This window comes from Rossellomorea sp. GQ25 (assembly GCF_059758515.1).
In genome coordinates this window covers 184,167-204,360 of the sequence record NZ_JCAXEQ010000004.1, presented here as the reverse complement: position 1 = coordinate 204,360, position 20,194 = coordinate 184,167, and the positions used below count along the sequence as shown (strand labels likewise).

Annotated in this window: 21 protein-coding genes and 1 other annotated feature; of the genes, 19 read left to right on the top strand and 2 right to left on the bottom strand. The window is 43.4% G+C overall.

Annotation, left to right across the window (positions count from 1 at the left end):
• Window positions 1–223: 223 nt before the first annotated feature.
• The 15 genes from AC6CIB_RS14425 to pheA all read left to right on the top strand — a co-directional run bounded on the left by AC6CIB_RS14425 (window position 224) and on the right by pheA (window position 13,013).
• On the top strand, window positions 224–1,231 hold the full coding sequence (locus AC6CIB_RS14425; protein WP_113969495.1) for a rod shape-determining protein: 1,008 nt from the start codon (window positions 224–226) through the stop codon (window positions 1,229–1,231).
• 171 nt (window positions 1,232–1,402) lie between these two features.
• Entirely contained in the window at window positions 1,403–2,290 is an 888-nt protein-coding gene (gene mreC / locus AC6CIB_RS14420; protein WP_498281754.1) for a rod shape-determining protein MreC, read from the top strand.
• Window positions 2,280–2,801 carry a rod shape-determining protein MreD gene (mreD, locus tag AC6CIB_RS14415; RefSeq protein WP_498281752.1) on the top strand — a complete coding sequence of 174 codons (522 nt, stop codon included), beginning with the start codon at window positions 2,280–2,282 and terminating at the stop codon, window positions 2,799–2,801. Before mreC ends, mreD begins: the two co-directional genes overlap by 11 nt.
• 85 nt (window positions 2,802–2,886) lie before the next feature.
• Entirely contained in the window at window positions 2,887–3,567 is a 681-nt protein-coding gene (gene minC, locus AC6CIB_RS14410) for a septum site-determining protein MinC (RefSeq protein ID WP_498281750.1), read from the top strand.
• A 1-nt stretch (window position 3,568) separates the two neighbouring features.
• On the top strand, window positions 3,569–4,372 hold the full coding sequence (gene minD / locus AC6CIB_RS14405; protein ID WP_113969491.1) for a septum site-determining protein MinD: 804 nt from the start codon (window positions 3,569–3,571) through the stop codon (window positions 4,370–4,372).
• 263 nt (window positions 4,373–4,635) lie between these two features.
• Complete coding sequence (locus AC6CIB_RS14400) at window positions 4,636–5,403, top strand: peptidoglycan DD-metalloendopeptidase family protein (protein ID WP_498281748.1); 768 nt, start codon at window positions 4,636–4,638, stop codon at window positions 5,401–5,403.
• Window positions 5,396–6,262, top strand: coding sequence for a M50 family metallopeptidase (locus tag AC6CIB_RS14395; RefSeq protein WP_498281746.1), 867 nt, complete (start codon window positions 5,396–5,398; stop codon window positions 6,260–6,262). The genes AC6CIB_RS14400 and AC6CIB_RS14395 overlap by 8 nt, the downstream gene beginning before the upstream one ends.
• A 100-nt stretch (window positions 6,263–6,362) precedes the next feature.
• A complete protein-coding gene (locus AC6CIB_RS14390) occupies window positions 6,363–7,808 on the top strand; it encodes an Rne/Rng family ribonuclease (protein WP_498281744.1) in 1,446 nt (481 codons plus the stop codon).
• Between the two features lie 67 nt (window positions 7,809–7,875).
• Window positions 7,876–7,954 (top strand) — a sequence feature (ribosomal protein L21 leader region).
• A gap of 12 nt (window positions 7,955–7,966) precedes the next feature.
• Window positions 7,967–8,275 (top strand): 50S ribosomal protein L21, encoded by a 309-nt coding sequence (gene rplU, locus AC6CIB_RS14385; protein WP_498281742.1) that lies wholly within the window; start codon window positions 7,967–7,969, stop codon window positions 8,273–8,275.
• A gap of 11 nt (window positions 8,276–8,286) precedes the next feature.
• A complete protein-coding gene (locus AC6CIB_RS14380; RefSeq protein ID WP_498281740.1) occupies window positions 8,287–8,622 on the top strand; it encodes a ribosomal-processing cysteine protease Prp in 336 nt (111 codons plus the stop codon).
• 12 nt (window positions 8,623–8,634) lie between these two features.
• A complete protein-coding gene (gene rpmA, locus AC6CIB_RS14375) occupies window positions 8,635–8,925 on the top strand; it encodes a 50S ribosomal protein L27 (RefSeq protein ID WP_498281738.1) in 291 nt (96 codons plus the stop codon).
• 421 nt (window positions 8,926–9,346) lie between these two features.
• On the top strand, window positions 9,347–9,880 hold the full coding sequence (locus AC6CIB_RS14370; RefSeq protein ID WP_498281736.1) for a Spo0B C-terminal domain-containing protein: 534 nt from the start codon (window positions 9,347–9,349) through the stop codon (window positions 9,878–9,880).
• A gap of 32 nt (window positions 9,881–9,912) precedes the next feature.
• A complete protein-coding gene (gene obgE / locus AC6CIB_RS14365) occupies window positions 9,913–11,199 on the top strand; it encodes a GTPase ObgE (RefSeq protein ID WP_498281734.1) in 1,287 nt (428 codons plus the stop codon).
• Between the two features lie 145 nt (window positions 11,200–11,344).
• A complete protein-coding gene (thrR, locus tag AC6CIB_RS14360) occupies window positions 11,345–11,800 on the top strand; it encodes a transcriptional regulator ThrR (RefSeq protein WP_498281732.1) in 456 nt (151 codons plus the stop codon).
• A gap of 361 nt (window positions 11,801–12,161) precedes the next feature.
• Window positions 12,162–13,013 carry a prephenate dehydratase gene (pheA, locus tag AC6CIB_RS14355; RefSeq protein WP_498281730.1) on the top strand — a complete coding sequence of 284 codons (852 nt, stop codon included), beginning with the start codon at window positions 12,162–12,164 and terminating at the stop codon, window positions 13,011–13,013.
• 43 nt (window positions 13,014–13,056) lie between these two features.
• Here pheA and AC6CIB_RS14350 read toward each other — a convergent pair whose 3' ends face one another.
• Both AC6CIB_RS14350 and AC6CIB_RS14345 read right to left on the bottom strand, forming a co-directional pair.
• Window positions 13,057–13,632, bottom strand: a complete 576-nt coding sequence (locus tag AC6CIB_RS14350; RefSeq protein WP_498281728.1) for a transcription repressor NadR — start codon at window positions 13,630–13,632, stop codon at window positions 13,057–13,059.
• Between the two features lie 15 nt (window positions 13,633–13,647).
• A complete protein-coding gene (locus tag AC6CIB_RS14345) occupies window positions 13,648–14,790 on the bottom strand; it encodes an IscS subfamily cysteine desulfurase (protein ID WP_498281726.1) in 1,143 nt (380 codons plus the stop codon).
• Window positions 14,791–14,914: 124 nt separating this feature from the next.
• On the opposite strand from AC6CIB_RS14345, the gene nadB reads away from it, so the two are divergent.
• The 4 genes from nadB to safA all read left to right on the top strand — a co-directional run bounded on the left by nadB (window position 14,915) and on the right by safA (window position 20,193).
• Window positions 14,915–16,504, top strand: a complete 1,590-nt coding sequence (nadB, locus tag AC6CIB_RS14340) for an L-aspartate oxidase (protein WP_498281724.1) — start codon at window positions 14,915–14,917, stop codon at window positions 16,502–16,504.
• Complete coding sequence (gene nadC / locus AC6CIB_RS14335) at window positions 16,473–17,318, top strand: carboxylating nicotinate-nucleotide diphosphorylase (protein ID WP_498281722.1); 846 nt, start codon at window positions 16,473–16,475, stop codon at window positions 17,316–17,318. Before nadB ends, nadC begins: the two co-directional genes overlap by 32 nt.
• A gap of 2 nt (window positions 17,319–17,320) precedes the next feature.
• Complete coding sequence (nadA, locus tag AC6CIB_RS14330; RefSeq protein WP_498281720.1) at window positions 17,321–18,427, top strand: quinolinate synthase NadA; 1,107 nt, start codon at window positions 17,321–17,323, stop codon at window positions 18,425–18,427.
• Between the two features lie 158 nt (window positions 18,428–18,585).
• Window positions 18,586–20,193: a SafA/ExsA family spore coat assembly protein gene (gene safA / locus AC6CIB_RS14325; RefSeq protein ID WP_498281718.1), complete on the top strand. Its 1,608-nt coding sequence runs from the start codon at window positions 18,586–18,588 to the stop codon at window positions 20,191–20,193.
• The last annotated feature ends 1 nt before the right edge of the window (window position 20,194 follow it).

The following is a 20,194-nucleotide window of genomic DNA, read 5'->3' as shown; positions in this document are numbered from 1 at the left end:
TAAAGCTTATGATTTTTACAAACAATATGGTGATTCTATATAACGCAGCTTATTGAAAAGAGAGAGTCATTCTTCAAGGGAATGAGTCTTTTCGTTATGCATGAACGTACAATTATTGTGACGAAAATTACGAGGATAGAGAGTGATTGGACAACTCTCCTGTGAAAACACATATAAAACGTTAAAAACCAGCCAATTTGTATCAGAAAGGGAGATACCATTCATGTTTGGAACGAAAGATTTAGGGATTGATTTAGGAACAGCTAACACTTTGGTGTACTTGAAAGGCAAAGGGATTGTCGTTCGCGAACCTTCTGTTGTAGCACTTCAAACAGATAACAAGCATATCGTTGCAGTCGGAAATGATGCTAAAAACATGATCGGTAGAACACCGGGAAATGTCGTGGCTCTTCGCCCAATGAAAGATGGGGTAATCGCTGACTACGAAACAACAGCCACGATGATGAAGTATTACATAAGACAAGCGACACGTAATAAAGGAGCTTTTTCCCGAAAGCCTTACGTCATGGTTTGTGTACCTTCAGGCATTACCGGAGTTGAAGAAAGAGCGGTCATTGATGCAACAAGACAGGCAGGAGCAAGAGATGCTTACACGATTGAAGAGCCGTTTGCCGCTGCGATTGGTGCAAACCTGCCAGTGTGGGAACCGACAGGAAGTATGGTCGTAGATATCGGTGGAGGAACGACGGAAGTAGCAATCATCTCTCTAGGAGGGATTGTGACAAGTCAGTCGATCCGTGTAGCCGGGGATGAGATGGATGATGCCATCATCAACTATATCCGCAAAACGTATAACCTGATGATTGGGGACCGTACAGCGGAGACGATCAAAATGGAAGTCGGTTCTGCCGGTGATTCTGAAGGAATTGAAGCAATGGAGATTCGCGGACGTGACCTTCTGACCGGTTTACCGAAAACGATCGAAGTAACGGCGATTGAAATTGCATCTGCTCTTCGTGATACCGTATACACGATTGTCGATGCCGTTAAGAGTACATTAGAGAAAACACCGCCTGAATTAGCCGCTGACATCATGGACAGAGGAATTGTGCTGACAGGTGGCGGGGCGCTTCTTCGTAATCTTGACAAAGTGATCAGTGATGAAACGAAAATGCCGGTCCTTATTGCAGAGGAACCTCTGGATTGTGTGGCAATCGGTACGGGGAAAGCCCTTGACCACATCCATCTCTTTAAAAATCGAGGGAAATAATAATAGATAATGAATAATGAATGGGGGACGTTTCCTTAAGGATGCTTGGTTAGCCTTAAGGTCGGCCCCATCTTTTTTCGAACAACCATGAATATTTTGACGAATGATATCAAAAATAAGCGATTTTTGATATAGTATTTACTAGAATGAGAAAAGGTTGAGGTGTACATCATGCCACAATTCTTCCTGAATAAGCGTTTGATCATTCTGCTCGTCGGTGTCATAGTCCTGGTGGGATTAATTGGATTTTCTTTGCGGGACCGTGATAGTATCAGCTGGCCTGAGCAGTTTGTGAAAGATATGGTAGGATTCGGACAGTCGTTGGTTTCAAAACCTGTCAATTATGTTGCCGGAGTTGTTGATAACGTTCAAGATCTTCAAAATACATACACAGAGAACGAAAAATTGAAAACACGTTTAGATGAATTAGTGAAGCTTGAAACAAAGGTGAAAGACCTGAAACAAGATAATAATGAATTAAGAGCGGTCCTTGAAAAGAAGGAAGACCTCCGTGCCTATAACACGATTCAAGCTACCGTTATTGCAAGGAATCCTGATCGCTGGCAAGAGCTCCTGACGATTGATAAAGGAGAAGTGAACGGGATTAAATCAGACATGGCCGTCATTTCATCGGCGGGATTGATCGGAAAGATTAAAAGCGTAAATGAATTTTCATCTACTGTTGAATTAATTTCAACCAATAATACTAAAAACCGGATTTCCACTGTGATACAGGGGAAAGAACAAGATATCAACGGGTGGATTGAAGGGTACGACAGTGATAAAAAAGAAATTTTGGTTAAGCGGATTTCCAACGATATGAAAGTCGACGAAGGCTCTAAAGTGATGACCTCCGGATTGGGAGGAGTATTCCCTAAGGGGCTGGTCATTGGGGAAGTGAAAGAAGTGAAACCGGATCAATACGGGTTGACTCAAACGGCATATGTAAAGCCTGCTGCTGATTTCTATCACCTGGAGCATGTCATGGTCATCGACCGTGAAATTCAGGGTGTGACGGAACAGGAAGCGGATGCTGAGGAGGATGGCAATGATCAGTAGGCTCCTCCTTCCGTTTATGACCCTGCTCTTCTTTTACAGTGAGAGTTTATTTGTTCATCTTTTTCCAAATGAAGAGTGGTTTGATCAGAAAATCATTGTTCCTCATTTTCTGATCATTGTGCTGTTCTTTATTTGTGCGTTTTATCAATACCGCACTGCATTGCTTTATGGTTTCATCTTTGGCTTTCTATTTGATATTTATTACACAGAAATCAATGGCATTTACTTAGTGCTCTTCCCATTTGTCATCTTTTTATCTCACCAGATAATGAGAATTTTACATAATAACCTCTTTGTATTGGGAATTATTTCAATTGTGAACCTTTCCGTATTAGAGTTTTTGGTGTATCAAATCAATCTAATTATCCAACGGACTGATTTGACGTTTATGCAGTTCGTGGACTGGCGTTTGTGGCCAACATTAGTCCTTAATATATTGTTTTATATAGTTGTGGCATTTCCACTTAGGAACTATCTTCTCCGAAAACGGAAAGAGTGGCTGGATGAATAAATTCTATTAGTAATTTTTTCATATAAAGAGGAAATGGCACTGCTTATGTCGAATTTAATAGACGACTGAGGTGAAAAATTGCGCCATGAATAAAAAGCCAAATGTGATGATAAAAGGAACAAAAGAAGGACTGACTCTTCATCTCAATGATCAATGCTCCTTTCATGAGTTAAAGAAGGAATTGGACGATAAGCTGTCTGCACATTACCGGGAAACAGAAGGGACTCCCCTGCTCACGGTCAATATTCAAACAGGAAATCGCTACCTGACGGATGATCAAGTAGAAGAGTTGAAAGAGATCGTAAGACAAAAACGTAATTTAGTAGTGAATGAAGTATGGAGTAATGTGATTACAAAGAATGATGCAGAGAAACTCATAGATGAACGAAATATAGAAACTCTAACCGGCGTGATCCGGTCGGGACAAGTCGTGGAAGTGTCAGGAGACATCCTTATTGTCGGCGATGTCAATCCCGGCGGGAAAGTGCTGGCTGGAGGGAATATTTACATATTGGGTTCGTTGAAAGGAATTGCCCATGCCGGCCACAATGGAAACCAGGATGCAGTCATTGTGGCATCCAAAATGGTTCCGTCCCAGCTCCGAATAGGGGATTCCCTGAACCGGGCACCTGATCGGGTGGAAGAAGACGATGAGCACGAAATGGAATGTGCTTATGTCGATGATCAGGGGCAAATTGTTGTGGATCGATTACAAGTTTTAAAGCATCTTAGACCAAATATTACTAGTTTTAAAGGAGGAAGCTAATGTGGGTGAAGCCATAGTTGTTACTTCAGGTAAAGGTGGAGTGGGAAAGACGACTACTTCTGCCAATGTTGGTACAGCATTAGCTCTACAAGGCAAAAAGGTTTGTTTAATTGATACAGATATCGGCCTCAGAAACCTGGATGTGGTGATGGGACTCGAAAACAGAATCATTTATGACTTAGTAGACGTTGTAGAGGGCCGCTGTAAAGTACACCAAGCTCTGGTAAAAGATAAGCGTTTCGAGGATAAACTATTTTTACTGCCAGCTGCACAAACAAGTGATAAATCCGCTGTTAACCCTGAGCAAATGAAGAAGCTAGTAGTAGATTTAAAACAAGACTATGATTATATCATTATTGATTGTCCTGCGGGGATCGAGCAGGGGTATAAGAATGCTGTGGCGGGTGCCGATCGTGCGATTGTCGTCACGACACCTGAAATTTCAGCTGTACGGGATGCGGATCGAATCATCGGTTTGTTGGAGAAGGAAAATATTGAACCACCGAAACTCGTCATTAACCGCATACGCAATCATATGATGAAAAACGGTGAAATGTTGGATGTGGACGAAATTACAGCCCATCTTTCCATCGATCTTCTTGGGATCGTAGCCGACGACGATAATGTCATCAAATCTTCCAATAAAGGTGAGCCCATCGCTCTTGATTCAACAAGCAAAGCCTCTATTTCCTACCGGAATATTGCCAGACGAATCTTGGGTGAATCGGTTCCGTTACAGTCTCTGGAAGAAGAACGGGCAGGAGTCTTTTCAAGAATTAAAAAATTATTCGGTGTAAAAGCATAAGAATCAATTCAGTCCCGGTAAAGCGCATCGAGCGTTTTGCCGGGACTTTTTTATTCTCCCCATGAATATTCTTTCAGGACAAGTCATACATTGTAGCAAATCATATGTAATCGAATGGGTCTCTTTTTAATATGGATCTAACACCCCTTGTCCCTCATCATGAATAGAACCATTTAGTATAGAATCACTCTTGAACGGGGTGATGCATCCAGAATTGAACCAGACGTTTATGAAACAATACCTTATAAAAAGGAATGGTGTACATGGGGAATCGTGCGGATGAAATACGTAAGCGGATAGCGAAACGAAAGAAAACGAATCCAGGCCAGAACTCTTCATACTTTCTCCCATCGGACGAGGAGCGCTATGGACTGGAACGACAGACAAGCTTTGAAGGGGGACCGCCACCTGAGGGAGTGCATCCATTATTTAAAAAGGAAACCTTTATGCTTAAGATACTTGGAGCGGGAATCATGGTATTAGTGACGGCGATTATGTTTAAGAGTCCTTCACCTGTATTCAATGAAGCGAAATCCGTTGTCACGAAAACCATGGATACAGAATTCCAATTTGCCGCCATTTCCACGTGGTATGAGGACCAATTCGGAAAACCATTAGCGTTATTACCAACAAGTAATACCAAGAAAGAATCCTCTACTGCACAAAGTTCGGAATATGCCATACCTGCGTCGGGGAAGGTCGTTGAAAATTTTAAAACCAATGGACAAGGCATCATGCTTGAAACGGGCTTAGGTGAAGATGTAGCGGCGATGAAGGGAGGCTTGATTATATTTGCAGGTAAGAAAGAAGAGCTGGGAAACACAGTCGTCATTCAACATGCAGACAAATCAGAATCCTGGTATGGTCACCTCGAATCGATTGATGTGAAACAGTATGAATCGATTGAGAAGGGATCTCTTGTAGGCAAGGTTTCCACCAGCAGTCAGAACGATGTGACAGGAGAGTTTTATTTCGCGATTAAAATGGGTGATGAATTCATCGACCCGATACAGGTGATGTCATTTGACTAATATCATTTCACTTTTAAAAAAATTTCATGTACACCCTTTGCTTTGGCTCGTCATAGCCATTGCGATTATGACGGCTCATTTTTTTGAACTGATACTGCTTCTCTTCATCATTACGATCCATGAATTGGGACATGGACTGATGGCCCATTCCTTTTCCTGGAGAGTAAAGAAAATCGCCCTGTTGCCTTTTGGTGGGGTTGCGGAGATGGATGAGCATGGAAACCGTTCCTTGCGGGAGGAGTTCTGGGTGGTGGCTGCGGGTCCCTTGCAGCACATATGGCTCATAGCCTCAGGTTGGGGGCTTATGAAGACCGGCGTAATCAGCCCGGACTCATTTTCGCTTTTTTTTCAGTTGAATATGATGGTGTTGTTGTTTAATCTTCTTCCCATTTGGCCTTTAGACGGAGGGAAAATCGTTTCCTTACTTTTAGCCACGAAGCTTAATTATTTGAGAGCATATGAATACACACTTCTCTTATCTTTTGGTTTATTATTGCTGTTCCACCTGGTTGTACTCATCATCGCTCCCCTTCATTTGAATCTGTGGATCGTTCTTTTGTTCCTGTACTTTTCATTATGGGTGGATTGGAAACAGAGGCGGTATGCGTTTATGAAGTTTTTGTTAGAGCGGTATTACGGGAAGAGTCATCAATTTGTGGAACTGCGGCCACTTCCCATTGAAAGCGAAGATTCCATCATTACAGTAGTGGAGAAGTTTCAGCGGGGGGTAAAGCATCCCCTGGTTGTCTTTGAAAAAGGAATTGAAGTAGGGAAGCTGGATGAAAATGAGCTCCTCCACGCCTTTTTTGCCGAAAAGATGACCTCTGCCAAAACGAAGGACCTCCTCTACCTTTATTGACGAATGAAGACGAACTGTATAAAGTAAGGGCATACTGGTAAAAGGGTTGGAATCAACCCTTTTTTCTTATGACTTTTTTCGTGGAAAAGGGGTTTTCGGTTTGGAAGAAATCATTGTACACAGTAAGAGCAGGGAAAAGCGGTGGGTATACCGATCAGATAATGAAATCATTGGATTATATACATATCAACCTGGAGAGGAAAGCTTAACAGGCAATATTTATCTTGGAAGAGTCGTCAAGGTTCAAAAAGGGCTGGGTGCGGCATTTGTAGATATTGGCGGGGGTAAAAATGGCTATCTTCATGAAAAGGACTTTCCGCAAAACGTGGAGGCATACCACGCCGGAAACGATCCTCATCCCATTGGAAAGTGCGTGCATGAAGGGCAAAAAATTATCGTGCAGGTCATGAAGGATGAGCTGGGAACGAAGGGTGCAAGATTGACGGCCGTTATCGAGCTCAAAGGGGAACATCTTGTTTACATGCCACAAGGGTACTATGTGGCGGTATCTAAAAAAGTGGATGTTGAAAACAGGAAGGTCTTAAGACGCTTAGGGAATGAGTGGAAAGAGCCGGAAGAAGGCATTTTGATGCGCACCAATGCCGTTGATGTGAGAGAAGGAGTGTTACAAGGGGAGCTGCACTCATTACGTTCTAGATATGAAAGCCTGGAAAGGGTGTCTCTGAGAGCTAAATGTCCTTCACTCTTATCCCGGCAGGATACTTTCTATGAGGATCTCCATGAACAACTGAAAAAGGGGAGTGGAGGAAGAATTGTAGTCGATGACTATGATAGTCTTCTTCATTTAGAAGAAATGAGCGGAGCCGGGATAAAAGATAAGTGGATCTTCGAACTTTATCAAGGCCAAGAAAATATTCTTCGTCATTATCACGTTGCCTCTGTATGGGAAAACGTACTGAAGAAAGTGGTATGGCTCGATAAAGGAGCATTTATTGTCATTGAGTCAACAGAAGCCATGACCGTTGTGGATGTGAATTCAGGAAAGTTTACGGGTAAAGACGATTTAGAACAGACCATTTTACAAACTAATAAACTGGCAGCGAAAGAAATGGCGAAGCAACTCACCCTTCGGAATTTGAGTGGCATGATTCTCATCGATTTTATCGATATGAAAAAGGAAAGCCACAAACAGGAAGTGGTGGATGCACTTTCAGATGCGTTAGTATCGGATAAGCAGCGCACGACGATCGTAGGCTTTACATCCCTTGGCATTCTTGAATTGACACGAAAAAGGACCCGTCAGTCCCTGTCTGCCTACTTGACTCGTCCTTGTTCAGTATGTCATGGTACAGGGAGAGAAATGACGCCTGAAACGTTGGCATTCCAGCTTGAAAGGGAGCTGTGGGAAATGCAGGCGATGGATGGGTCCCTCATTGAAGTAGAAGCGACTGGGGAAGTCGTAACCGTCTTTTCTGGAAAGCAGAACGTTCACCTTCAAAGATTGGAAAAAGCGTTGAGAAAAGAAATCAAAATAAAAGAAATCACTCATGAACATCCTTATTATCATGTAACAAAGTTTACATGAATTTCTTGATTGTTATTGACAGTACATCAATTTTTATGATAGGATTCTAATGTTATTGATTGTAGCACCCGTGCTACAACCGCTCATTACAGGTAGAAAAGCTTGGAGCAATCCAACACCTGTCATTGGCGAGTCTGAGTTTATAAGGAGGTGCGATTATGTACGCAATTATCGAAACAGGTGGTAAACAAATCCGTGTAGAAGCTGGTCAAGCGATCTACATCGAAAAGCTAAACGCAGAACAAGGCGATACGGTAACATTTGACAAAGTTCTATTCGTTGGTGGCGACGATGTGAAAGTAGGAAGTCCGTTAGTGGATGGAGCTACTGTAACAGCGAAAATTGAAAAGCAAGGCCGCGCGAAAAAGCTTGTAGTATTCAAATACAAAGCGAAAAAGAACTACCGTCGTAAGCAAGGTCACCGTCAACCTTACACTAAAGTTGTCATTGACGAAATCAACGCGTAAGGCGTGATGACATGATTAACGTTTACGTAGAGCGTTCCTCCAAGAAAAGAATCCGTTCTTTCTCTATGGATGGACATGCTGATTTTGCCGAAAATGGGCAAGACATTGTTTGTGCAGGTGCTTCTGCTGTTTCATTTGGCAGTATTAATGCCATTATGGTGTTAACCGGTGTAGAACCGGCCATCGAGCAATCCTCTGATGGTGGCTATCTTCGCTGTGTCATCCCTGATGATCTTCCGGAAGAAACAGAGAGCAAGATTCAGCTGCTACTAGATAGCATGCTTATCAGCCTCCAAACGATTGAAAGAGACTATAGTGATTTTATTAAAATAACCTTCAAAAAGTAGGAGGTGGAACAGATGTTAAGATTAGACCTTCAGTTTTTTGCGTCTAAAAAAGGAGTAGGTTCGACTAAAAATGGTCGTGACTCTATCTCAAAGCGTCTTGGTGCTAAGCGTGCAGACGGTCAAATGGTTACTGGTGGATCAATTCTTTACCGTCAACGCGGTACGAAAATTTATCCAGGCCTAAACGTCGGCCGTGGTGGCGACGATACACTTTTCGCTACAACCGACGGTGTTGTTCGTTTCGAACGCATGGGTCGTGACAAGAAAAAAGTGAGCGTATACCCAGTTGCGAATGAAGCTTAATCGCATATCTTTAACGAAAACTCTAACCGACTTTCGGTTAGAGTTTTATTTTTATCAGGGATATGGGTGTGGGCTCGGGTTTTGATGGGGTTCCAGACGAATTTATATGGAATTTGGGGCTGGTTTTGCTGAATTTGAGATACTTTTACTGAGAAATAGGGTTAACATGGAGAGTGTTTGATTAAAAGGCAGATGTAAAAGCGATTTATTTTCAACTTTAATCCATTTATTTTCAAAAATTGAATTTTATTTTCAATTTCCACCCATTTATTTTCAAATTTAAGGATTTATTTTCAATTCCTGAAAATCCAGCATCCCACTTAATCTCCATTCACCCCCACCAATTTTACAGAAACAATATACGCACCAGTCTCATCTTTGATATACTTACAGGTAGCACTTAAAGTATAGGAGTTAGATTATGAGCGAAAATTGGGGTGTAGTCGAGGCGTTAAGGCATGCTCGCCACGACTGGATGAATGATTTGCAAATAATAAAAGGCAACTTGGATCTTGATCGCGTGGAGCGGGCGAAGCAAGTGATCATGGAAATGGTTCTCGTTGCACAAAATGAGTCGAAGCTATCGAACTTAAAGCTTCCATTATTGGCAGAATGGATATTAACATATAATTGGTCAAGACATTTGATTAAGCTGGATTTTGAAGTCCTTCAATCGGAGTCATCACACGGGCTTGAAGATAGAAGGCTTTACAACTGGTGCAAGGAGTTTCTTGAATTCCTTGAATCAAATGTAATGAACAATGTAGAAAATCAATTATCCCTCTTACTGGACATTACAAAAGAACAATCCCGTTTTATATTTGATTTCACAGGCATACTAAAGAGTACAAGCATGGTGGAAGACTGGATAAAGAATCAACGATCAAACGGAAAAAATATAGAAATAGAACAACTTCAAGAAGAGGTTCTTGTCATTCATGTAGTCGCCCGATGAGGCGATTTCACGGATAAGTTAGGAGTGAAAGTATGTTTATAGATCAGGTCAAGGTTTATACAAAGGGCGGTGACGGCGGAAACGGTATGGTTGCCTTCCGTCGTGAGAAATATGTACCTAAAGGTGGTCCGGCCGGAGGAGATGGCGGTCACGGTGCAGACGTCATTTTTGAAGTGGATGAAGGCTTAAGAACGTTGATGGATTTCCGTTATCAGCGTCATTTCAAAGCACCTCGTGGAGAGCACGGGATGAGTAAGAATCAGCATGGACGCAATGCGGAAGATATGGTTGTAAAGGTTCCACCTGGAACCGTTGTGAAGGACGACGATACAGGTGAAACGATTGCCGACCTTGTGCAGCACGGTCAGCGTGCAGTTATTACAAAAGGTGGACGCGGTGGACGAGGGAATTCGAGATTTGCAACGCCTGCCAACCCTGCTCCTGAGCTTTCTGAAAAAGGGGAGCCGGGACAAGAGCGTTATATCGTGATGGAATTGAAGCTACTTGCAGATGTTGGCCTGGTGGGATTCCCAAGCGTTGGGAAATCAACTTTGCTTTCAGTTGTTTCAGCTGCCAAGCCAAAGATTGCTTCGTACCATTTCACAACAATTGTTCCGAATCTTGGAATGGTTGAAACAGGAGATGGAAGAAGCTTTGTTATGGCTGACTTGCCGGGGTTAATTGAAGGAGCCCATGAAGGTGTTGGACTCGGTCACCAATTCCTGCGCCATATTGAACGTACACGTGTTATTGTTCATGTGATCGATATGAGTGGAATGGAAGGAAGAGATCCATATGAGGATTATCTGACGATCAATGAAGAGCTTAAGCAATATAATCTTCGTTTAACGGAGAGACCTCAAATCATCGTTGCCAATAAAATGGACATGCCTGATTCAGAAGAAAACCTGGAGATTTTCAAAGAGAAACTGCAGGAAGATTTCCCTGTCTTCCCGATCTCAGCTGTTACGCGTCAAGGGCTAAGTGAGCTTCTGTATGCGGTAGCTGATAAGGTAGAAACGACTTCTGAATTTCCTATTCATGAAGAAGAGGAAACAGGCATTCACCGTGTTCTTTATAAGCATGAAGAAGAAGAGAGAGAGTTCGAAATCACTCGTGATCCTGATGGAACATTCGTTGTCAGCGGTGCGAAAATTGAGAGATTGTTTAAGATGACGGATTTCTCCCGGGAAGATTCTACGAGACGTTTTGCAAGACAGCTTCGTTCGTATGGAGTGGATGAAGCCCTTCGTGAGCGTGGTGCCGAAAACGGCGACACGATCCGCTTGTTAAAATATGAATTCGAATTTGTCGATTAAGTTTCATCCTTCATCTATTTCAGACAGAAGTGCATTGTCGGTTTATATAGACCGGCAATGCTCCACAATAGAAAGCTAAGAGATTTTCATAGAGGCTTAATCTTTGTCCCTGGCCTCTGCAGCTAGACAATTGGAGGAATAGTCATTGGGGAAAAAATTTCAAGAGGGCAAGTTTTATTTAGTACGTGAAGATGTGCTGCCCGAAGCGATGAAGAAAACCCTGGATGCCAAAGAATTGATTGAAAGAGGCAAGGCCGACTCAGTATGGGAAGCGGTCCATCGGGTTGATTTAAGCCGGAGTGCCTTTTATAAATATCGTGATACTGTGTTTCCGTTTCACACCGTGGTGAAGGAGAGAATCATCACGCTATTCTTTCATCTCGAAGATCGTTCAGGTACGTTGTCTCATTTACTCAGTGAAACAGCCAAGCATGGTTGTAATATTTTAACGATACATCAGACAATCCCCTTGCAAGGAAGAGCGAATGTCACACTATCACTAAATGTGACAGACCTTACGATAGGATTGGAAGACTTACTTTCAAAGATGAGACGATTAGAATTTGTAGAAAAAGTAGAAGTGTTAGGCTCCGGAGCCTAACACTTCTTTTTTTTCTAACAGACTATTTTCTAGAAGAATTTTGTTTTAAGTTAGCTTCTGTTAACCCCACTGCTACACCATGATGTTGATTGGAACGGAAGGTGCTCGACTCCTGCGGGAATAGCGGGACAGGTGAGAGCCCGCAGGAGCGCAGCGACGAGGAGGCTCACCGCCCGCCCCGCGGAAAGCGAGCATCCTGTAGTGGAAATCAACCACTATCTTCTATGCAACACATTTACGAATACAGCCATCTAAAAAAATATCTATTGTCTGCTTCGTTAGAAATAAAAAACTCTTCCTCTTTGATGCTATACGTGTTAGAATGTTCAATAAATTTGGTGAGAGTGAGAGGAAGAGTAGAGTGAAAATTGCTTATTTAGGACCCCAGGCTTCCTTTACAGATTTAGCTGTCAAGAAGGCATTTCCAGAACAAGATACGGTGCCGTATGTAACGATTCCTGATTGCATTGAAGCGGTGATAGAGAATGAGGTCGATTATGCCGTTGTTCCATTAGAAAATGCCTTGGAAGGCTCGGTACATATTACAGTCGATTATTTGTTTCATGAAGCGAATTTAGCGATTACAGCAGAATTGACATCCGCGATTCAGCAGCACTTAATGATACATCCAGAATGGAGCGATAGCGAAGAATCGATTCGAAAAATTCTTTCCCATTCCCACGCATTGGCACAGTGCCATAAGTTTTTACATAAGCAGTTTCGGGGCGTCACTTTAGAACAAACGACCAGTACGGCAGCTGCAGCTAAATTCGTGAGTGAGAACCCTGATGCGTTTCTAGGGGCGATCGGAAACGAGTTGGCCGCTGAAAAATACGGGTTAACGATCCTGCATGAAAATATTCATGATTTTGCCTATAATCATACAAGGTTCATTGTTTTACATAAGACGGCCGATCCCTTGTCGCTTTCCCAGGAAAAAACCATGGATAAGACGACCTTGATGGTGACTCTCCCGAAAGATCGATCAGGAGCGCTCCACCAGGTATTATCAACCTTTGCCTGGAGGCAATTAAACTTAAGTAAAATTGAATCCAGACCGTTGAAAACAGGGTTAGGGGATTATTTCTTCTTAATTGATGTGGCCCACGAAATGGATGATGTGCTACTGCCGGGAGCAATCAGTGAAATGGAAGCCCTCGGATGCAAAGTAAAAATGATCGGGTCGTATTCTTCTTATTTATTGGATAATTGAACAGTGAAAAGGCAGATTTCCAATTAGAAATCTGCCTTTTTTATTAAGACTGAATTAAAAATCCTGCTTCTTGAAGCGCACTTTCTGCTTTTTCCAGCGTTTCTTCATTTGGAGCCATTAACGTATGTAAATGAACTCCATCTGTTAGTTCCGATAGAAAGGAAGCTCCTGTATCCTCAATTTTGTTCATGAATTGTTCTACCTCTTTACGGTTTGAAACCATAATCGAAGCGGTTAGATCTCCGTAAACGCCATGCTCGATCTTTACATCTTTAACAGTTACGCCGTGATCGACAAGTAAGAATAGTTCTTCTTCTGATCGTTCAGGCGTGTGCTGACAGGCAACCGTGCGTTCGATCAGCGTTTCCTGGTTGGAAGTCGGCATGTACAGATAGCCCTGACTGGTTGCAATAATAGGTTCTCCTTTTGCTTTCAGCAATGTGATGTCACTTACGATGACTTGACGACTGACATTGGTCTGTTTAGCGAGATCTCCACCTGTTACAGGGGCCTGTTTTGTGATTAGTTTATCGAGGATCCATTGTCTTCTCTCATTCCCAAGGATCTTTTTTCCTGCCAAAGGTATCTCCTCCGTCCCCAATTTTATATAGGAAATCATACCACAACTCGTTCTTCAAGTTAAGGAAGATACGTGAGCCGCATGGATTTCAGAAAAAGTTTGTACCAATGCTTCTATGTGTTCTTCCCTCGTATCTCTTCCGAATGAAATCCGGATGAATTCTTTTCCGGCTCTTTGCCCGACTCCCATACTTGTCAATGTCTTAGGCGTATCCTGTGATCCTGCCGCGCACGCACTGCCTGTGGAAATGCCCATTCCACGCCTGTTGCATTCGAGCATGAGCCATTGACCCTCCAGGCCGTGAATCCCAAGTCCGACAACATGTGGCAACTGTGCGAATGCAGGCCCTTCATAGAGGGTGTAAATACCCGACAGTTGTTCTTCTAATTGTGTTAAGAAATGCGCTCTCAACCGAATAAAATGCGGTGTTGAAAAGGAGTCATGACACATACTTGCGGATGTCACGAATCCCGCTATCCCTGGCAGATTCACCGTTCCTCCCCTGAACCCGTCCTCATGAGTCTGTCCCGGGATCATGGGAGATACGTCCAGAGATGGATTGATATAAAGAGCACCGACTCCCTTTGGACCATAAATTTTATGAGAAGAGAGTGTGAAACTGTCAACGATGGAAGTGAATTCAGTGATGTCCATTTTCCCGAATGATTGAACCATATCGCTGTGCAGTAAAATGTCACGGTTTTTCAATAGATTCTTAATGTCGTGCAGGGGCTGGATCGTACCGATTTCTCCGTTGACGTGGCCGATGCTGACAATGGTCGTGTCCTCTGAAATCGATTCTTTTAATATTTGAAGGTCAATTAATCCTTGAGAGGTGAAAGGGATTTTCGTAATCGTAAAGCCAAATTGCTCAAGAAAAGCGACTGAGGAGTGCAGGGATGAATGTTCTGCACCACCCATGATGATGTGTTTTCCCTTCTCTTGTCTACTTAGTGCGAGCGTGATGAGGGCTAAATGATTCCCCTCTGTCCCTCCAGAGGTAAAGTATATTCCTTTAGGTGGGACCTCAAGCAATCCTGCCAATTTTTTTCTGCATTTAGTCAGTAAATGCTGTGCTTTTCCGCCAATGTCGTGAAGACTGCTCGGATTACCCCAGAACTCCTCACTGACTGTTTGAACCACATGTAAACTTTCAGGATCTATAGGGGTTGTAGCGGCGTAATCAAAATAGTTCATCATGTAACCTGCCTTTTATTAAAATAGTCTGAATATATGAGTCTGGTAAAAAACTCTTGTTATTAGTTTAAATATGTGTAAATATATGTGTCAAGACACCTGTAAATAATCAGGAGGGTTTTTGATGAAAAAAACCGATATTATCATCGTTGGAAGTGGCATTGCCGCCTTGCAATTGGCACGTCAGCTTCAAAATCATTTTTATGTGATGATTATCACAAAGGATAAAATCAAAAGTGGTAACTCTTACCTCGCTCAAGGCGGGATTGCGGCACCTTTAGGACTGAAGGATTCTGTAAATGCTCATTTTAAAGATACATTGGAAGCTGGACGCTATCACCAGGATGAAGATGGTGTGAATCAACTCATAGCAGATGGAAAAAGAATCGTACAATCCCTGGTGGATGAAGGAGCACCATTTGATCGAAAAGAGGATGGAAGTCTTTCTCTGGGGATGGAGGGAGCACATAGTGCACATCGCATCCTGCATAGTGGTGGAGATCAAACGGGGAAATATTTGGTGAAGTATTTGTTGAAATCCCTTTCAATGGAAAAGGTCGAATTCTTTGAAGGAGAAATGGTTTACGAGCTTATAAAAGATGACAAGGGCCATTGCTGTGGAGTGAAAACGAAAGATAAGAGTGACTCAATCCGCTATTACTATGCTTCACATGTCGTTCTCGCCACAGGAGGAATCGGCGGTTTATATTCCTCTACATCCAATCATCCAGCTGTGACGGGAGATGGAATGGCACTTGCTTTTCTTGCAGGGGCAAAGCTATCAGATATGGAATTTATTCAGTTTCATCCGACCCTGCTTTGGTTGGACGGGAGAACATGCGGTCTTATTTCGGAAGCCGTAAGAGGGGAGGGAGCCCTTCTCTTAAACGATAAGGGAAAAAGGATCATGGAGGGAGTCGACCCCCAACTTGAACTTGCTCCCCGGCATATTGTCGCTGAACGGATTTATAAGGAGCGGAAAAGGGGAAGGAACGTGTATCTGGATATTAGTAGAATAGAAGATTTCCAAGCGAAATTCCCTTCCATTTCCACTCTTTGCTTGAAACATAACATTTCCATCGAGGATGGGATGATCCCAGTTTCCCCGGGATGTCATTTTATGATGGGTGGGGTCGTAACAGATCATGCGGGAAGAACGAATATCCCCGGGTTATATGCCATCGGGGAAGTTGCATGCACCGGCATTCACGGGGCTAATCGACTGGCAAGCAATTCATTATTAGAAGGATTGGTATACGGAGATCGTCTGGGCAAATTTCTTATTCAAAAAGGAGACAGCGCCTCACCTCATTTCCCCTCCACATCTGACCAGATTAAAGAGGGGGAGTCCCTGAATACCCCCTTTCAATCTGCTGATATAAAAGAAGGTATGATGAATCGTGTTGGGATCATTCGGGAGGAAGATGGGCTGCTCGCTCATTTGAAGTGGTTAAAGGCACAGCCACTGACATTCCATGAGCTGCTTGATTTTAATTCACGTGAAGAGATTCACAAATATTTCATGTGGATCGTAAGCTTGCTCGTGACCGAGTCCGCTTTATTACGGAAGGAAAGCAGGGGAGGTCATATTCGATCAGACTTCCCTCGTGAAGATAATGATCAATGGTTTAAACGAAAAATGGTTTTACAAAACAATGATGGTCGATTGAGGGTGGAATATCATGAACAAAATGAAACTAAAATCTATGCTTGAAGAGTTTTACCGTGAAGATCTTGGCGACGGGGATCTATCTTCTGAGATCCTGTTCACGAAGAGCGATGAAGGGTCCTTTTCACTTCAAATGAAAGAGAATGGGATCTTTTGTGGAAAGGATGTAGTTGAAATCGGATTTTCATTATTCGATCCTTCTGTCAACGTTCAGGTCTTCGTTGAAGATGGTGAAGTGGTGGAAGCTGGCCAATTGATTGCTGAAATCAGAGGTACGGTAAGAGATCTCCTTCAAGCTGAACGGGTCGTTCTGAATCTGATTCAGCGCATGAGCGGTATTGCCACCGAAACCCATCGAGCCGTACAGCAGGTGAAAGGCAGTGGAGTTCGATTGTGTGATACACGGAAAACAACCCCTGGATTACGGATGCTTGAGAAGTATGCTGTAAGGACCGGTGGAGGATTCAACCACAGAAATGGCCTTTATGATGCCGTCATGCTGAAAGATAATCACATTTCATTTGAGGGATCGATTACAAATGCTGTAAAAAAGGTGAAAAGTCACATTGGTCATATGGTGAAAGTGGAAGTGGAGATCGAAACAAGGGAGCAATTAGTGGAAGCGATCGAAAGCGGAGCAGATGTCATTATGTTCGATAACTGTAGTCCAGAGGCGATCCGGGAGTGGATCCCCCTTGTTCCCTCTCATATCGTGACGGAAGCATCGGGTGGGGTCACGAGGGAAAGTCTCAGTGCTTATGCAGAGACAGGTATTCATTATATCTCCCTCGGGTACTTGACACATTCGGTGAAATCACTTGATATCAGCGCAAGAGTAAGAATAGCGAAAGGGGTATGAACATGGGGGTACTGGATGAATTAACAAAAGAAACGGGTGTTTTGCCTGAATCGATTACAAGCCTCACAACGGAACAAATGGAAAGTAGAGTGAGGGAAATTAAGTTCGAATTAGGAAAGAAGCTTTTTATCCCAGGGCATCATTATCAAAAAGATGAAGTAATCCAATTTGCTGATGCCGTCGGGGATTCTCTTCAACTTGCCCAAATATCGGCTCAAAATAAAGAAGCGGAATTCATTGTGTTTTGCGGGGTCCATTTTATGGCCGAAACGGCAGATATTTTAACGGATGAAAATCAAGTGGTCATCTTACCCGACATGAGGGCGGGGTGTTCCATGGCAGATATGGCAGATATTTATCAGACGGAAAAGGCATGGATCAAACTGACGGAACAATTCGGTGATACAATCATTCCCCTCACGTATGTCAATTCCACCGCAGCAATCAAAAGCTTTGTTGGCAAGAATGGAGGAGCTACGGTTACGTCATCAAATGCACACAAAATGGTCGAATGGGCATTAGGGCAGAAGGAACGGATTCTCTTCTTGCCTGATCAACACTTAGGACGTAACACAGCGGCTGATCTTGGTGTTTCCTTAAGTGAAATGGCTGTCTGGGATCCGATTAGAAACGAGCTGATCCATGATGGAGACCTTGATGGCGTGAAAGTGATCCTATGGAGGGGCCACTGTTCCGTACATGAAAACTTCACAGAGAAGAATATAGACGAAATCCGGAAAAATCATCCTGACATGAAGATCATCGTTCATCCTGAATGTCGCCGTGAAGTGGTGGAAAAATCAGATTTTAATGGAAGCACGAAATATATTATAGAAACGATTGACCAGTCGGCTCCAGGATCTTCCTGGGCGATTGGAACAGAAATGAATCTCGTGAAAAGACTGATCAATCAACATCCCGATAAGACTATTGTTTCCCTAAATCCATATATGTGTCCTTGTTTAACGATGAATCGCATCGATTTACCCCATTTAGTATGGTCCTTGGAAAAGATTATGGAGAGAAAAACCGAAAATATCATTAAAGTGGATGAAGATACTGCAAGAAATGCGATTTTCGCTTTAGAACGCATGTTAGCCCGTGCTTAATGAAGTTAAATAAATAAAACGACCAAGCTTAAATATACCTTCCCATCGCCGGGACGGTATATTTTTTTTGAATCACTCATAAGTTTTTATGTAGATGATTAGCAATTTGCCTATCTTGTCATAGGATATATAGACTTATGCCTGAGGAGGGAAAAAGAGTGAAAATCCATATTGTTCAAAAAGGGGATACTCTATGGAAGATCGCCAAGAAGTATGGCGTGAATTTCGAAGAGTTAAAACAGATGAATGCCCAGCTATCAAACCCTGACATGATCATGCCTGGCATGAAAATTAAAGTGCCGACTACAGGCGGATCCGTAAAGAAAGAGACACAGATCAAATACGGTTCCAAGGAAATGCCAAAGAAGGAGATGCCTAAAGCAGAGCATCCGTTCAAAGAGCAGAAGCCTATGGCCATGCCAGTAGAAGAGCCAAAGAAAGAAAAGCCGAAAGAAGTACAAAAGCCATTTGCACCTAAAATGCCTCAACCAGTAGTGCCGGAAATTGATATTAACAACTACTACATGATGAATATGGCGAATATGCAAATGCAACAACCAATGCAACAACCAAAGCAGCAAGCAAAGCCAAAGCCAAAACCTCAAACGCCGCCTAAACCTACTAATGTACTTCCAAAAGCAAAAGAACAGCCAAAGCCTAAACCGAAGCAAGAAGCCGTTCAAGGTATTCAAGAAGAAGAAAGCTTACAAATGCCATCTCAACCACAAGGAGGGAACACCCAGCCTATGTTTAACCCAAATAATTGTGTACCCGTATCACCGGTAATGCCAGGATCAGGTTTCTGTCCACCACATGGATGGGGAATGCAGCCAGGAGGATATGGAATGCCGATGGGTCAAGGAATGCCAATGGGACCTGGAAGCGGGGTTCAGGGTGCTTCCATGATGCCTGGAATGCAGCAGATGCCAATGATGCCACAAATGGGGTATGAAGAAGAGTCTTCATCTGTCATGCCATACATGCCGCATGGTCAAATGCCGATGCAACAGCCGATGCAACAGCCGATGCATATGCAACAGCCGATGCAAATGCCAATGCAACACCCAATGGATCAGCCGTACGGAGTAATGGGAGTGTCAGATGAAAATGACTATCCATCCGTTCATATGCCGCAACAGGTATCACCGGCCATGATGTATCCTCAGAATTGCTATCCAGTCTCTCCTGTCATGCCGGGACCAGGATTCCATGGTGGTGGAATGCCAGGAGGGTATCCAATGGGGCCAGGAGGTCATGTTCAGGGAGCAATGTCAGAAGAGTCCCCTTCTTCGATGATGTATGGACATCAAATGCCGATGGGCCAGCCATCAGGAGTAATGGGAGCCCAAACGGGTGGCCAAATGCCGATGGGCCAGCCATCAGGAGTAATGGGAGCCCAAACGGGTGGCCAGATGCCGATGGGGCAGCCATCAGGAGTAATGGGAGCCCAAATGGGTGGTCAAATGCCAATGGGTCAGCCGTCCGGAGTAATGGGAGCAAGCGACCAAGGTGATTGCGGATGCGGTGCACCTCAAGGGTATGGGCCAATGATGCATCATCCAATGATGCAACAACAAATGCCTCAAGGAATGCAGCAACAACCATACGGCTTCGGACCGGGAATGATGGGGCAGGGAATGCCTGGCCAAGGAATGCCGATGGGACCCCAAGGTCAGGGAATGGGCATGCCAATGGGACCTCAAGGAATGTTTGGTCCAAGAGCATTTTCCATGCCCAACTTCAATGACGATGACTTTGAGGGCTAAC